This is a genomic window from Enterococcus sp., assembly GCF_032555305.1.
Lineage (GTDB): Bacteria > Bacillota > Bacilli > Lactobacillales > Enterococcaceae > Enterococcus_A.
On sequence record NZ_JAWGOQ010000053.1, the window covers coordinates 1 to 14,161 of the forward strand.

The following is a 14,161-nucleotide window of genomic DNA, read 5'->3' on the forward strand; positions in this document are numbered from 1 at the left end:
TTTTTGTGTACCCAATAGGTGAAAAATGACTATTCTGCAAAATAGTGATAATATCAAGCTTTTGTGGGTGTGATTTGGAAGTATGAATTATTTAGGAAAAATGCTCTACTAAATGATTCCTTCAAGAAAAAAACCTGAATCACTGTCCATCGTCTAGTTGAAGAGGAACGAGCAAAAATTCTGGCAAAAGAAAAGTATACTAAAACTGAAAATCAAAGCCACTGAGATGACGAGAATGAGTCTATTTCAGTGGTTTTTTGGTGCCATTTTTTTCGTTCAAGCACGATCACCAAACTTTTTGAGCTTTTCCCTTATACTAAGAGCACCAACAAACAGAAGGTCCAGTATTTCGGACTTTTTGGAACATATTTGAAGATCTTTGCTATTATTTCTGAGCATCAAGAGTAAAAAATTAGGAGGAGTAAATATGGACATACAAAAAAGATCTAATCTAACCATTGGACTGACGATTCTTGTAGCACTCTTATTCTTATCGCCTGTCGTAAAAGTTGTTCAGCCGGTCGGATTCCTATGTAATGTTGTTTTCGCTGGACTTGTAGTAATCGCCATGATCTGCTAGGACTCTACGAACTTTTGCATGAGTTAGAACAAAAGGAAAGCTATGCGAACACGGTGAGAAAAGCTGAAGTTCGTTCAAGGATCAAGACTATTTCTCATATAAATGAAACAGGAATCTATGATGCGGCTGTCGTTGATCAGGAAGACAGCTGAATCATCATTCAGCATTTATCGAATTTGGAGACGTGGACACTGCAGGAAATACAGCTATATACCAACACATTGGAACTCATTGATTTTGAAACGCAACTGATCTTTTTTAAACAAATCTCCAACGCGTCTGCGACAAATTCTATGAGCTGGTATTAATGGCCGGAAGGGGAAACGAAGACAAGAGAGTGGAAGCAAAGAAGCTGCTGGAGTTTTTAGAGGCTTTGGATCATCAGTCCTTAGTTAAAGAGCTGGAGATTCTTTTGAGATAAACATACCAAGACTCGCTGATTGAACCTGAATGACACAAGTTCGATCAGCGAGTTATTTTATCCAAAAGAAACAATCTTTATCTTCCTATCATTTAGACTTATTGTAGAGTTGCCTTTGTGTGTAGTATCCTGCGTTGATAAAGAATCAAAGCAGGGATACATCTTTGCACAATTCAACACTTCCCATTAATAGCTATTTACTTATAGGGTTATTCGTAAGACTTTGGTATGATAATAGTGAATTCATGAACGAATAACAAGTCTAGGTTAAAAATAATGGGAATTGGAGTAGTCATTATGAATACTATTCAAGAATGGTTGCGAGAGCTAAAGAAACAAGGAACGTTTGATTTTGTCGGGATTGCCAGTAATGTGGCAAAAGAGAATGAACCTAAGGAGATTCGTTGGCTGTATGTTGTCGGAAATCAAAGTGAAGCCTATAAAAAGATTCGCCTGCAGGTAGGCCGGGGGATCGCAGGGACTGTGTGGAAAACAGCACGTACACAGCTAGATGAAAATATATTTGAACATCCAGAGAAATTAATTGAATATCCGATTGCTAGACTAGAAAAGCTACAGGTAGCACTGGCAACTCCAGTAATGGAACAAGGTGAGGTAATTGCTGTACTAATGATCGGCTGTCGTGAGGAGCGCTCATTCAGCTCGCAGAAACGAGACTGTTTAGAAAATGCTGCCCTTGAATTAGGACCCTTGCTAAAGGAGGAAGGAATCAATGATTGAGTTGCCTAGATCATTATTTCATCTCATTCAAGAGGCGATCTGGATTCTAGATTCAGCAGATGAAGTCATTGCAGTAACCAAACGAGGACAACAACTTGAACAAGACTATCGATTTAACCTGAAATCGATTTTAGAAATTAGTCGTGGCGAAGGCTGTGCATTACATAGTACAAAGGAAGAGTGTTTAAATTGTTCTTTGTCCGAGCAAATTTCGCCAGCGGGATTTCCCTTTGTTTTATTAGACATAAGTGGGAACAAGGAAGAGTTTTGGGGAAGCGTCAATTGTGAAGGTGACTATCAGATTTTAGAAATTCAGGCAAGAAAAACAACAGCTGATGAAGCCTCCTTTTTTGATTACTTGAACAGTGCTCGCGAATATGAACGAAAGAAAATCGCTCAGGATCTTCATGATGGTATCGCGCAAAGTGTCTATAGCTTAATGTTGGAAACACAGGGGTTGAAATGGCTATCTGACGAAGAGCAAATAGAGAAATATAAGCGAATTCATCAGCATTTTTCGGAGGTTTTATCAGAGATTAAAAATATGGCAAGCGAATTACGTCCGCTGGAGATCGACGAATTTGGCTTAGTTCATGCGTTGGAACAGTTTATTGATCGAACAAGTGAGATGACAGGATTTGAGATTGACATGATTATTGATGGAGAAGAACAGAGAATCAACGAAGAAGTTCGAATCACGATTTATCGGATTATTCAAGAAGCTGTGAATAACGCAATGAAGTATTCAGGCGAAAATCAAATGAGCATGCAACTGTCTTTCAGAACGTACGAACTATTCATCGAGATAAAGGATCAAGGCATAGGTTTTGATGTGGGACATCAAAAAAAAGGGTTTGGATTGGCAAATATGAAGGAACGCGCACATTCGATTGGTAGCGAGTTGATAATTAACTCTAAACTACACCAGGGAACGTTTATTCAGATACGGGTTCCTTTGAGAGAGGAGCAAGATAGATGAGAATTTTAATTGCCGATGATCATGTTATGATTCGCAACGCGCTGGCCTTCCTAGTCAATGCACAGCCAGATATGAACGTGGTGGCAGATGCAGCCGATGGTCACGAAGCCTTTATGATCATTGAAAATAGTCCGATCGATATCGTATTGATGGATATCAGTATGCCTCCAGGAGAGAATGGATTACTGACGACCAAACGAATGAAAGAAACCTTTCCTCAGGTCAAGGTAATTATTTTGACTATGTATGATGATCGTTCGTATGTGCGTGAAGCAATGGAGGCACGAGCAGACGGCTTTATTCTGAAAACAGCAAATGATGAAACCTTGACCAAAGCGATTCGCAAGGTCTATGCTGGTGAACGTTATTATGATGGCTATTCCGAGCATGAATTAAGTGAGATCACGTTGGAAAAGGAAGATCCTCTATATGCCAGTCTTTCTAAGCGTGAAAAAGAGATACTACCATTAATTGCTTTGGGCTACAACAATAAACAGATTGCTGAACGGTTATTTATTTCTGTTAAAACAGTCGAGGCTCATAAAGCCAACATTCGAAAAAAGTTAAAGTTAAAAAGCTATGCTAGTTTGTTGCAGTATAGTTTGAAGAATCATCTGGTTGATTTTTAATCGCAATGATCGAATAATAACTAGTCAAAGTAAGGAGCAAAAAAATGATCGGAATTATCTTTGTTTTACATGGACGAAAAAATAAACTCTCTACAGCAAATCTCGCGGTGATCGAGGAAGTCGGAAAAAAGCTTAAATATCCTTATGAAATAGGCCTGTTGGAGGGCGAGTTTCAAACGTTTGAGGATGCGGTGCATTCTTTACTCAACCTGTCAGTTACAAAAATTGTCTTCCTACCTGTTTTACTTTTCCCAGCAACACATGCAAATGAAGACATACCGGATCGGGCGAAGAAACTGCTTGAAGGCAAACTTCCTTATCAGATTTTATCCACTTTAGGCACGACCAAAGCAGTTGAGCGTTTTATCGTTGAACAGATTCACTCTATTGAAGATACTAATGCTGAAGTTCTTTTGATCGCTCATGGAACGTCACATTATTCTGAACCCTCTCAGCAGCTAGAGCAAATCGCGCAACGAGTGGACCAGCGAGTCAGACGAAAGGTTTATTCAGCGGGTTATTACGGAGAGTACTCCTATCAACAGATTCTGAAGGAACATAAGAGTTCAATGATCATTCAACGATTATTTCTGACAGAGGGCTATCTAGCGAAGAAAATAAAAAATGAACTGATTGAACAAAGAGGCACGACTGATATTTTCCTGCCAACCATGCAAAATAGTGCTGCGCTAGTGGCAGCAATCTCTGAGCGTATAGAGGAAATTCAATGTATCCAATCATAATCGACATAAAAAAGTTCCCTGTTTTGATTATTGGCGGCGGGAGAATCGCGACTAGAAAAACAAAAAGCCTAGTCGAGGCAGGAGCTGTTCCTACGATTCTTGCGACTGAGTTCACAGATGAAATTAAAGTGTTAGCAGAGCACGGAAAAGTACTTCTGAAAGAACGAGCTTTTCAGAGAGGAGATACGAGAGGTTTTCAATTTGTCTTTATTTGTACAAACGATGAAAACACCAATCAACAAATACTAGAAGAGACGACTCCGCAACAGCTGGTCAACGACACAACGAAACAGTCTCGAAGTAATTTTTTCAATATGGCAGTGATCAGAGAATCGGATTTCGAAATCGCTATTACGACAAAAGGGAAGTCACCGACAGAGGCGAAACAATTAAAAGAGAAAATAAAAGATTTTTTGAAGTCAGCGACTTAAGGTTGTTGGCTTTTTTTAATATATAGGGGATTCCCTTATATAAAAGCGAGCTAAATTCCTTTATTGTGATGGTGTGAACAAATAGAAGCCGAGGTGGAGAGATTGAAAGAACGTTTAGTAGTTATTGGAAATGGTATGGCAGGGGTGCGTACAGTAGAAGAAATTCTAGAACGTGACGCTGATCGTTATGCGATAACGATCATTGGCAATGAGCAATACCCGAACTATAATCGAATTATGCTTTCAAACGTATTACAAAAAAAGATGACTGTCGATGAGATAATCACCAATCCGATCGAATGGTATCTAGAAAATCAGATTACACTGATTAATGCCGATCCAGCCGTTGGTATTGACAAGGAAGTGAAAACTGTCACAACCAATTCCGGGAAAGTACTGCCTTATGACAAAATTATTTTTGCGACAGGCTCTCATCCATTCATCTTGCCGATTCCCGGCGCAGATAAAGAAGGGGTGGTAGCCTTTCGTACGATCGATGATACAGCTGAAATGCTGGCAGCGGCTGCCAAATATAAGAAGGCAGTGGTCATCGGAGGTGGCTTGTTAGGTCTTGAGGCAGCTAAAGGACTTCAGGAACAAGGAATGGATGTTACGGTCGTTCATTTAGCAAAATGGCTAATGGAAACGCAATTAGATGAAAAAGCTGGGAAATTATTGCAAGCGGAGTTAGAAGATCAGGGGCTACATTTTCTGATGGAGCATAGTACTCAAGAAATTCTGGGAGAAGAACGCGTAACAGGCATGCGCTTCGCGAATGATACAGAGATCGAAACAGACTTGATCGTAATGTCGATCGGTATTCGCCCGGCTGTAGAACTGGCTCGTGAGATCGGCTTAACAGTCAATCGCGGAATTGTCGTAAATGATTATATGGAAACCAATTTGCCAGATATTTATGGTGTTGGCGAGTGTGTCGAGCATAACGGCGTTTGTTATGGCTTAGTGGCGCCATTATTCGAGCAGGGAAAAATTTTAGCAGATCTGTTGACCGATCAGTGTGAGATTAAAGCCTATCAAGGCTCAAAAACCTTCACCTCGCTAAAAGTTTCCGGCGCTGATCTGTATTCAGCAGGGAATATTTTGAATACAGAAGGCATGGACAGCATTGAGGCATTCGACAGCGCCTCTAGAAAATATAAGAAGATATTCTTGAAGGATGGAAAAATTCAAGGAATTGTTCTTTACGGAGAAACCGATGACGGAAGCCGTTATTATAATATGATGAAAAAGGGCCAAGAGATCAGCGAGCTTGATCTGCAGACGATCGCGGTCCTGCAAGCAGTTGGTGAAGGGGCTGGTACGGGTGCAGATGTCATCGAATGGGAAGACGATGAGACCGTTTGCGGCTGTAATGGAGTAGACAAAGGATCAATCTTACGCTCGATTCGCGAGAAAGGCCTGACCAGTGTTGCTGAGGTGGGCAAAGTGACCAAAGCCGGTACATCCTGCGGAAAATGCAAGCCACAGGTTCAAACATTATTGGAATATGAGCTTGGTGACGCGGTCACGACGGCTACTGGCATTTGTTCGTGTACTGATCTGAATCGTGATCAGGTCGTTACACAAATCTATGGAAAGCATCTGACTAGTACGAATGAGGTATTTACTGAATTGAAGTGGCGCAATCCAGAAGGCTGTTCGAAATGTCGTCCAGCGGTGAACTTTTATCTGAATGTGGCTTGGCCGGCGGAGCATGAGGATGAAAGAGATTCTCGTGTCGTCAATGAACGAATGCACGCCAATATCCAAAAAGATGGGACCTTCTCAGTCATTCCAAGAATGCGTGGCGGACAAACGACTCCGCAGCAATTACTAAAGATCGCACAGGTTGCTGAAGCCTACGATGTTCCGCTAGTCAAGGTGACAGGATCGCAGCGAATCGGCCTCTATGGCGTGAAGAAGGCAGACCTGCCAAAAATCTGGGAGGAGCTGGACATGGTTGCGGCGCAAGCCTATGGCAAAGTATTCCGATCAGTGAAGACGTGTGTCGGTCAAAGCTTCTGCCGCTTTGGTACCCAAAAAACGATGGAGCTCGGCATTGAGATCGAAAAGAATTTTGAATATATTGATACGCCTCACAAATTCAAAGTTGGGGTTTCAGGTTGTCCGCGAAGCTGTGTGGAATCAGCGGTGAAGGATTTTGGCATTATCAGTGTCGAAAATGGCTTCCAAATCTTGATCGGCGGAAATGGCGGAACCGAATTGGTCGAGGCACAGCATCTTGTGACGGTCGAGACGGAGGAAGAAGTCATCGATCTATGTGGAGCGATGCTGCAATATTACCGTGAAACAGGGATTTATGGCGAACGCACAGCGCCTTGGGTCGAACGGATGGGTTTCGAAAATGTCAAGACGATTCTGTTAGACCCTGACAAACGTCAAGCGCTTTGGAAGAGCTTAAATGTCGCGATTGCCGCAAAAGGCCGGAAGGATGCTTGGCAGCCAATTACCAAAGACCTTGATTTAAGAGAAAAAATGTATACGATCGAAAAGCCAGAACTAGTGGGAGTAGGTGAATAACTTGTCAAAATTATTAGCAACAAAAAAATCAAAGCTGATCCCGCGGATTGGCCGATCGGTTGTTTTAGCCGATCAAAAGATCGCACTCTTTGAATTATCTGATGGCAGAGTATATGCGATTGAAGACTATTGCCCCTTGACTAAGGGACCTGTTTTAGAGGGTATCGTCTCAGGCGAGTATCTATATGAGCCAATGCGTGAGTATAAGATCTCTCTAATCGATGGAAAGATCCAAGAACCGGATGACGGACAAGTAAAGACCTACCCCGTTGAAATCGTTGAAGACGATATCTATATCGAGGTCTAGCCAATGATTTCCTTTGTTGGCGCCGGCCCCGGTGATCTTGAATTACTAACCGTTAAGGGGAAAAGAAGACTACAGGAAGCCGATGCGGTCATCTACGATCGTTTAGTTAATCCACTGCTGCTATTTTATTGCAAAGCCGATTGTGTGCTGATTTATGTTGGAAAAACCCCTTATCAAAACAGCATGAAGCAGGAAGCCATCAATCAGCTTCTGATTGATACAGAAAAGAAGTATGCCCAGGTCGTTCGCTTAAAGGGGGGCGACCCGGGGATTTTCGGCCGCTTGACCGAAGAACTCGAGACCGTCACTAGTGAGGGAATTTCCTTTGAAATCATTCCTGGGATCACGGCAGCCAGCGGAACGGCTGCTTACAATGGGATTTCTTTAACAGAAAGAGAACGGGCAAGAGCTGTCACTTTCATGACTGGGTATGTAAAAGAAAATAAAATCGCGACTTTTCCAGTCTTAACCAAAGAACAAACGCTCTGCGTATATATGGGAGTCGAGGCATTGCCAAGCCTTGTTACTCATTTGTCTAGCAATGGCTTTTCCCCAAGAACCGAAATCGCCATTATCAGTTGGGGGACCTATGGGCGGCAAAAGAAAGTGATTGGGACCTTATCAACGATTTTACCAATGATCGCTGAAGAAAGGCTCAAAAATCCGGCGATGATCCTGATCGGTGAGGTGGTTTCGGGTGAGCAAAAATTAAATTGGTTCGAAAAACTACCTAAATATGGTCTGCGGTGTCTGCTTGTATCGACCCGTTCGCCAACGATCGACGAGCTGATCCAATATACAAGTGCTGGCGCAGATGTCTGGTGGCACCAGGTAGGTGAAAAACGAGATCTGCGATTCGACAGCATCAGTGACCGGTATTTAGCCGAACAGACCTTTGAGCAAATCATTTTTATGGAACAAGCAGCCGAAGGATTATTTTTAAATAAGCAAAGAGGAGAGTAAAAGTATGTCTTTATCACCAAAAGATTTAGTGGATGAAGCGATCGCAAGAGGCAAGGCGAAAGCGAATTATAGTTTTCTAACTATTGCCGTATTAGGGGTGATGGCTGGAGTATTTATCGGGTTAGCCGGTGTTGCCATGATTCGGACTATGGGTTCTATGCCAAAAGAGTGGGGCACCCTAGTAAACTTATTAGGAGCGGTCGTTTTCCCATTCGGCTTGATTTGTTTACTTCTAGTTGGCGGCGAATTAGTTACAGGAAACATGCTGGCAGTCAGCATGGCGCTTTATGCCAAGGAAATCACTTTGAAGCAATGGGCTCGTAATATGTTTTTAGTCACTCTTTTCAACTTGGTCGGGGCACTGGCTGTAGCCATCTTCTTTGGCTATTTTTCAAATACGTTACAAGGAGCTTTTGTGGATCGTACCATCATGGTAGCCCAGGGCCGTGTGGCTGATGGACCGTTACAGGCGTTTTTATCAGGTATCGCCTGTAATATTTTAGTCTGTACAGGGGTCTATATGAACATGGCGTCACGTGATTTTATTGGAAAAATCTTCGGTACTTGGCTGCCTGTCGCGGGTTTTGTGATCGCAGGCTACCAGCACGTGGTGGCAAATATGTTTCTTATCGCTGCTGGCGTACTTGCCGGGGGCGTCACGATTGGACAATTTGTTGAGAACATGATTTTCGTGTGGTCAGGCAATTTGGTTGGCGGCGGTGTCATTCTGGCGGGTATGTATTTTCTGGCCTTCAAAGTTGGCATGAAGCCAAAAACGCAAGAATTGGAAAATGACGAACCTTCCTCTATAATAGTGGAGGAAAAATAATAGATCGAGGAATCCTATGAGACGATTAAAAGTGGGCACAAGAAAAAGCCCTTTGGCGATGAAGCAAACACAAATAGTCGTGAAATTACTAAAAGAAAAGCACCCGTCATTGGAGATTGAGATCGTCGGACTTTCAACCAAAGGAGATCGTCTGCAGCAGGCACCTTTAACTCAAATCGGAGGGAAAGGTGTCTTTGTTAAGGAAGTAGAATATCAATTACAACAAAAGCAGATCGACTTTGCCGTACATAGCTTAAAGGATATGCCCGCTATTCTCCCAGCCGACCTCATGTTAGCCGCCACACCTAAACGGGCGATGCCACTGGATTGCTTGATTTTAAAGGATCAAAACGTGCTAAAAAGTCAACAAGAGCTCGTTATTGGCACCAGCAGCATTCGCAGAGCCAAACAATTAAGCCTAAGGTATCCCCAGATGCATTTTGTCCCGATTCGTGGGAAGATCGAAACGCGCTTAGAAAAAATGATCAGTGAAAAAATGGATGGGACGGTTTTGGCCTGTGCCGGCTTAGAACGGATGAATTATTTTTCTAACCTGCCAGCCTATCAAATATTGGCACCGGAAGTATGTGTCCCGGCGATCGGTCAGGGGATACTAGGGGTGGAATGCCGAAAGGAAGATCAGAACCTGTCGGCGTTATTAGCAGAGATCACTGATCCTCAAACTCATGAAGCTGCCAGTGCAGAGCGTTTTTATTTGGCAGAAATGAATGGAAATTGTGATATACCAATCGGCGCATTCGCAGAAAAAATTGGGAATACTTGGGATTTTTATGCCTTTTTAGCCGAGGATATGGAGGATCAAGGCAGAAAGATTCATTTGACAGGAAGTGATCCGTTATTATTAGCAAAACAAGCAGTGGGTCAGTTACTACCGCAAAAACCCTGCTGTTGACCCGAGGTGCCGGATTGAACGCAGCGGATGCGCCCTTTTTCGAAGATCGCAACTTTCAAATTGAGCTGCTGCGGCTAACGTCGATCCATTTCAACGAGATACCCAATCAGCAGCTTCAACAATTAAGAGCCAGTCAATGGATTTTCTTCACGAGTCAGACTGCTGTAGAACAGACATTGTTGGTCGCTGTTCCAAGAACAAAGATCGCTGTGATCGGCGCAAAATCAGCGCAGAAAGTCAGAAAATTGGGCTTTGATCCGACATTTATCAGTTCTGTTGAGACTGAAAAAAACATGCACTTACTGAAACAGAACATTTTTTAAACAATTGGAAGGTACATGATCAATAGATACTATTAGAATGAAGAACAAGGAGAGGAAGTGAAAAAACACCTCTCCTTGTTCTTCATTCTTTAATATCTGTCTGATGTAATAAACGTGTCTCCTCAAGATTCATTGAATTTTGTACCTTGAAATTGTAATTTGTTAAATAATTTTTCGAGAATACACCAGCATAAAGGATGTTCAGTAAGAATAAAATTGACTCCTCCGTAGAGAAATTACTGATTTTCTTATAAAGTCGCTCTCTAAAAGAAATTCTTAGGATTGTCTCAATTTCCTGATGGATGTAATTTCCACCATCGCTGGTTACACCAATTAATTTGACTCCTTGACGTTTCATTTGGGGAATAAATTTCATCGGTTCTCTGGAAACATCATTTCCTGAGTAAGAAATCAGGATCGCAGCATCATATTTTGTCAACCCACTTACAGTAATCCCCGTTTCTCCACTCAGAATGACCTCCACAGATCTACCAATCGTATTCATTTTCCGCCTAAAAATATCTCCCAATAAATTGTTCGGACTAACACCTAGAACCACGATTCTACGCGCTTGACTCAGCATTTCTATCGCTCTTTTTAAATGAGGAAGCTCTATTTTGTCTGCGGAATCTTGAATGCTTTCAATTTGGATAGTAGCAATATTTTTTATAATTTCGGCCAAGTCATCTGTCTGATCAAAGGGAATATTAGGGTCAATCTCTGAATAATGAGTTTGTTCGTAGCGAACATCTTCAATTAACTTATTGGAAAAATCTTTCCAGCCAGTAAAGCCTAACCCTTTACCAAATCTAACCAACGCAGATTTGGAAGAATAAGTTTTTTCCGCTATTTGATTAATGGAAAATTAAGGACAAACACTCATTACTTTTGATTTAGAGCACTAGTGTTGCAAAGACTTCCTAATCTATCAAAAGCTTTATGTACAGCTGTCCAACCACAAAAAAGTCCTTTATACTACTCTTGGATGACTTATCCAAGACCAATAAAAAGGACCTAAGCATGGATAAGTATAACTCAAAAACAACCTTTCAGAAATGGTTTTCTGCAATAAATTTAAATGATTTATCAGTTTGATTCTTACAGTAAAAAACTGGACTTCACGACTGCTGGATCGTTTGCACAATGACGGCTATTTCTTTGTGACACGGACAAAATCCAATACGACGATCACCGTCTTAGAACAAATGGAACTCGTGAATCGAAAAACAACAGACGGTCAGATTATCAGTGATCAACACGTCATTTTAGGCAGCGGAAACAATCACATCACAGAACGATTTCGTTTAGTAACGGTTCTGACGAAAGGGCAGCGCCTCTTGCGCATCGTAACCAATCGCTTTGACGTTTCGCCAAATGAAGTCGCCGACATGTATCAAGCACGCTGGCAGATTGAGCTGTTCTTCAAACATTTAAAACAGAATTTGACGATCAATCAAGTGATTCTTACACTGATTGCGACGCTGTTGATCTATTTGGTAAAGATCGAATTGAATTCGACAGCGACCCTCTTTCAGTTGAAGCGCTCCTTTCATTACCTGCGTTTTGAGTCCGCAAAAATCTGGTTAGAACGCCACAGACCTGGGTGATTTCGACTAAATAAGTTGTCGACGCTTTTAAGATTCAGTTGAATACGCACAATAATTTTCTGGAAAAGAGTCATCCCTTGCGTAAGCATTCGATTTTTTGAAAAATTTAGCGAGAGGTCGCTTTCAGATTATTCTGACTATATTTGTGCAACACTAGTGAGTTAAATAGTTTTCTAAACGCACATCGAACACCTCACGATCATCTCTATTATACAGTTTTCAGGCTATTCAAGAAATATTATTGAAAGGAAATCAAATCCCCCTACGTCAATCGCAGGGAGATGCTTGCTCTTCTTCAAAAAATTATAATTGGTCTTTATTTAGTTTGTTTTGCATCGCTTTTACACAATCAGATTCCAGACTAATAATCCCATCTTGGATCGTGACCATCCTTTTTTGCAATGCAAGACAAGTAACTGGTTCAAAATTCCTATCTGAGGGCACACTCAATAAAGCTTGGAGTCTGCGAATCATATTTGAACTGCCATTTCCAAACTGAACAGAGGGAATCGCTTGATTCGCAGGATTTCTGATCTGCTCGCTGATGAGACCGTCTTTGTTCCTGCAAAATAACACTTCCTGTAATCGTCTGGTGGTGGCAAGCCCCCACGAACCATCGATCGCTAGCATGCGTTGTTGCGCAATGTTTTCGTTTAGACTTGCGAAACTCGAGTTTTTCACCCGAAAATAACGCACAGGGAAGCCGGAATAATCGTCACCCCAACCAATCGCTTTAGTAACGGCGATGTTTTGACAGCCTTTTCAATAAGTACAATGCAAGGCGTCACCGTTGACGTCGCTCAAATGTCAGCCGGTATGACCAGCCGATCCTAATGAATCCCCTTCATGTCCCGCTATCCAAAGGTTTCCTCGCCGAACCTCTGAGCGACTGATTTCTTCCAATAAGGTGCCATTCAATTTGAATAGAGTCTCTGTATTTCCGATATAGGAATTTACAGGCAGAAAACCCGCCGCGATCAACGCACGAAAAACAAAACTAGAACAATCCATCGAACGAACACCAAGCCGCTTGGACATGGAGTAACAGACTTTTCCTCGTAAATTCAGCCCATATTGCAGAGCGGTTTCAGTAGCCAGCATCTTGAATTTCCCCTACCAAACGTTGTTATCCTGATCGTCTTGGTCAGGCAACTTTCCAACATCTCGTTCAAAGATCCGCAGCCATTTCTGCAGCCACGTGATCTTCAATCCGAATTCGTGGGCGTTTTCCAGAATCGAGCCAATCTCATAAACAATCAGTAAAGCCGTCCAGATCAGCGCCACGTTGATGGGTAAAGTAATCCCAACGGTTGGTGCTATCTTATCCAATGCCGCAGCGCAGATGATGGTGGAGAAGGTGATAAATTTGGTAAACAGTCCATAAAGATTGATGGAAGAGACCCAAGTGTGATTTTTTAAGGCTTTTACGTATCCAGTCGTGAGATCCAGTCCAACCATTGTCAGAAAAACACCCATGATCGGCACGCTTCCGCCGAATAAATAATCGAGGATACTTCCTCCAGTTACGATTGATACTAGGTTCATAGACATTCCTCGCTTTCTATAATTAGTTGGAAACACCTGCGAGTAAAATCGCAGGTGTCAGTAAAATGTTGTTCTCCTACGCAGTATGAAATTTTCAAAGATCGGATGTAATCGCGAAAAAGCTATTCCCGCGGAATTTCAGTTGGGCCTTCTTTATTTTTCTTTCTGATTTGGTGGAGCCATTGAAGTAGTCCGTTTCGTTTGTTTGTGTCTTGGCTTGAATCAGGTTCAGTCAGTGATACAAAATCTTGTTTCTGCTCGCTATTCTCAATTGGTCGAGGTTGTGGAAGAGCGTCCTTTTCCACTGTTACTTCTAGCTTTTCTGCTGGTTCAATACTAGTTAATCGCTTGAAGTAGCGGCCATAGGGTGTTATTGGTAATACCGTTTGCTTTGGTGCTGCCGGTTTTTCTTCCGGTTTCTCCGCCAAGTTAAAGCAACCAACTTCTTGACAGCTGGCTTCTTTGGCTGGCTTGCCGTAATAGGTAAGACCTTTTGTTTCCGTTTCTGGGTCGAACATCACTGTATCAATGTGAGTCAAGACCTTAGCCGTGATCACCGTATCAAATAGTTTTACGCCGTTTTGTGTACAAATATCTAGTTTTGTTAGT

At 42.1% G+C, this 14,161-nt stretch carries 20 protein-coding genes; 15 read left to right on the forward strand and 5 right to left on the reverse strand.

What is annotated here, in order from left to right; translation table 11 throughout:
- Positions 1-427 precede the first annotated feature (427 nt).
- The 14 genes from E6139_RS22395 (at position 428) to E6139_RS22455 (ending at position 10,400) form a co-directional block, all read left to right on the forward strand.
- Positions 428-580, forward strand: coding sequence for a hypothetical protein (locus tag E6139_RS22395; RefSeq protein WP_316405769.1), 153 nt, complete (start codon positions 428-430; stop codon positions 578-580).
- Between the two features lie 14 nt (positions 581-594).
- Positions 595-732: a hypothetical protein gene (locus E6139_RS22400; protein WP_316405770.1), complete on the forward strand. Its 138-nt coding sequence runs from the start codon at positions 595-597 to the stop codon at positions 730-732.
- 6 nt (positions 733-738) lie between these two features.
- Positions 739-888 (forward strand): hypothetical protein, encoded by a 150-nt coding sequence (locus E6139_RS22925; RefSeq protein WP_410470563.1) that lies wholly within the window; start codon positions 739-741, stop codon positions 886-888.
- Between the two features lie 410 nt (positions 889-1,298).
- Positions 1,299-1,742 (forward strand): GAF domain-containing protein, encoded by a 444-nt coding sequence (locus tag E6139_RS22405; RefSeq protein ID WP_316405771.1) that lies wholly within the window; start codon positions 1,299-1,301, stop codon positions 1,740-1,742.
- Entirely contained in the window at positions 1,735-2,721 is a 987-nt protein-coding gene (locus E6139_RS22410) for a sensor histidine kinase (RefSeq protein WP_316405772.1), read from the forward strand. Before E6139_RS22405 ends, E6139_RS22410 begins: the two co-directional genes overlap by 8 nt.
- On the forward strand, positions 2,718-3,350 hold the full coding sequence (locus tag E6139_RS22415; protein ID WP_316405773.1) for a response regulator transcription factor: 633 nt from the start codon (positions 2,718-2,720) through the stop codon (positions 3,348-3,350). The genes E6139_RS22410 and E6139_RS22415 overlap by 4 nt, the downstream gene beginning before the upstream one ends.
- 44 nt (positions 3,351-3,394) lie before the next feature.
- On the forward strand, positions 3,395-4,093 hold the full coding sequence (locus tag E6139_RS22420) for a sirohydrochlorin chelatase (RefSeq protein ID WP_316405774.1): 699 nt from the start codon (positions 3,395-3,397) through the stop codon (positions 4,091-4,093).
- Entirely contained in the window at positions 4,078-4,524 is a 447-nt protein-coding gene (locus E6139_RS22425; RefSeq protein ID WP_316405775.1) for a bifunctional precorrin-2 dehydrogenase/sirohydrochlorin ferrochelatase, read from the forward strand. Before E6139_RS22420 ends, E6139_RS22425 begins: the two co-directional genes overlap by 16 nt.
- Before the next feature lie 102 nt (positions 4,525-4,626).
- On the forward strand, positions 4,627-7,065 hold the full coding sequence (gene nirB, locus E6139_RS22430) for a nitrite reductase large subunit NirB (RefSeq protein ID WP_316405776.1): 2,439 nt from the start codon (positions 4,627-4,629) through the stop codon (positions 7,063-7,065).
- Positions 7,058-7,372 carry a nitrite reductase (NAD(P)H) small subunit gene (locus tag E6139_RS22435; protein ID WP_316405777.1) on the forward strand — a complete coding sequence of 105 codons (315 nt, stop codon included), beginning with the start codon at positions 7,058-7,060 and terminating at the stop codon, positions 7,370-7,372. The genes nirB and E6139_RS22435 overlap by 8 nt, the downstream gene beginning before the upstream one ends.
- Before the next feature lie 3 nt (positions 7,373-7,375).
- Positions 7,376-8,335: a uroporphyrinogen-III C-methyltransferase gene (gene cobA / locus E6139_RS22440; RefSeq protein WP_316405778.1), complete on the forward strand. Its 960-nt coding sequence runs from the start codon at positions 7,376-7,378 to the stop codon at positions 8,333-8,335.
- 4 nt (positions 8,336-8,339) lie between these two features.
- Entirely contained in the window at positions 8,340-9,164 is an 825-nt protein-coding gene (locus E6139_RS22445; protein WP_316405779.1) for a formate/nitrite transporter family protein, read from the forward strand.
- 16 nt (positions 9,165-9,180) lie between these two features.
- Positions 9,181-10,077 carry a hydroxymethylbilane synthase gene (hemC, locus tag E6139_RS22450; protein WP_316405780.1) on the forward strand — a complete coding sequence of 299 codons (897 nt, stop codon included), beginning with the start codon at positions 9,181-9,183 and terminating at the stop codon, positions 10,075-10,077.
- 14 nt (positions 10,078-10,091) lie between these two features.
- Positions 10,092-10,400: a uroporphyrinogen-III synthase gene (locus E6139_RS22455; RefSeq protein WP_316405781.1), complete on the forward strand. Its 309-nt coding sequence runs from the start codon at positions 10,092-10,094 to the stop codon at positions 10,398-10,400.
- Positions 10,401-10,482: 82 nt separating this feature from the next.
- On the opposite strand, the gene E6139_RS22460 is transcribed toward E6139_RS22455, so the two are convergent.
- The gene (locus E6139_RS22460) at positions 10,483-11,217 is read right to left on the reverse strand and encodes a MurR/RpiR family transcriptional regulator (RefSeq protein WP_316405782.1); all 735 of its coding nucleotides are present in this window, start codon (positions 11,215-11,217) and stop codon (positions 10,483-10,485) included.
- A gap of 274 nt (positions 11,218-11,491) precedes the next feature.
- On the opposite strand from E6139_RS22460, the gene E6139_RS22465 reads away from it, so the two are divergent.
- Positions 11,492-12,007: a transposase gene (locus E6139_RS22465; RefSeq protein ID WP_316405783.1), complete on the forward strand. Its 516-nt coding sequence runs from the start codon at positions 11,492-11,494 to the stop codon at positions 12,005-12,007.
- A gap of 303 nt (positions 12,008-12,310) precedes the next feature.
- Here E6139_RS22465 and E6139_RS22470 read toward each other — a convergent pair whose 3' ends face one another.
- The 4 genes from E6139_RS22470 to E6139_RS22485 all read right to left on the reverse strand — a co-directional run.
- Positions 12,311-12,688, reverse strand: a complete 378-nt coding sequence (locus tag E6139_RS22470) for a peptidoglycan endopeptidase (protein ID WP_316405784.1) — start codon at positions 12,686-12,688, stop codon at positions 12,311-12,313.
- 126 nt (positions 12,689-12,814) lie between these two features.
- Entirely contained in the window at positions 12,815-13,108 is a 294-nt protein-coding gene (locus E6139_RS22475; RefSeq protein WP_316405785.1) for a peptidoglycan amidohydrolase family protein, read from the reverse strand.
- Positions 13,109-13,120: 12 nt separating this feature from the next.
- Positions 13,121-13,552 carry a phage holin family protein gene (locus tag E6139_RS22480; protein WP_316405786.1) on the reverse strand — a complete coding sequence of 144 codons (432 nt, stop codon included), beginning with the start codon at positions 13,550-13,552 and terminating at the stop codon, positions 13,121-13,123.
- A gap of 122 nt (positions 13,553-13,674) precedes the next feature.
- The coding region (locus E6139_RS22485; protein WP_316405787.1) for a hypothetical protein at positions 13,675-14,161 on the reverse strand (487 nt) is incomplete at its 5' end.

What these genes read in the sequence shown, in the direction of transcription:
- E6139_RS22395 (WP_316405769.1), top strand. Translation starts at nt 428, where the DNA reads ATGGACATACAAAAAAGATCTAATCTAACCATTGGACTGACGATTCTT.
- E6139_RS22405 (WP_316405771.1), top strand. Translation starts at nt 1,299, where the DNA reads ATGAATACTATTCAAGAATGGTTGCGAGAGCTAAAGAAACAAGGAACG.
- E6139_RS22410 (WP_316405772.1), top strand. Translation starts at nt 1,735, where the DNA reads ATGATTGAGTTGCCTAGATCATTATTTCATCTCATTCAAGAGGCGATC.
- E6139_RS22415 (WP_316405773.1), top strand. Translation starts at nt 2,718, where the DNA reads ATGAGAATTTTAATTGCCGATGATCATGTTATGATTCGCAACGCGCTG.
- E6139_RS22420 (WP_316405774.1), top strand. Translation starts at nt 3,395, where the DNA reads ATGATCGGAATTATCTTTGTTTTACATGGACGAAAAAATAAACTCTCT.
- E6139_RS22425 (WP_316405775.1), top strand. Translation starts at nt 4,078, where the DNA reads ATGTATCCAATCATAATCGACATAAAAAAGTTCCCTGTTTTGATTATT.
- cobA (WP_316405778.1), top strand. Translation starts at nt 7,376, where the DNA reads ATGATTTCCTTTGTTGGCGCCGGCCCCGGTGATCTTGAATTACTAACC.
- E6139_RS22445 (WP_316405779.1), top strand. Translation starts at nt 8,340, where the DNA reads ATGTCTTTATCACCAAAAGATTTAGTGGATGAAGCGATCGCAAGAGGC.
- hemC (WP_316405780.1), top strand. Translation starts at nt 9,181, where the DNA reads ATGAGACGATTAAAAGTGGGCACAAGAAAAAGCCCTTTGGCGATGAAG.
- E6139_RS22475 (WP_316405785.1), bottom strand. Translation starts at nt 13,108, where the DNA reads ATGCTGGCTACTGAAACCGCTCTGCAATATGGGCTGAATTTACGAGGA.
- E6139_RS22480 (WP_316405786.1), bottom strand. Translation starts at nt 13,552, where the DNA reads ATGAACCTAGTATCAATCGTAACTGGAGGAAGTATCCTCGATTATTTA.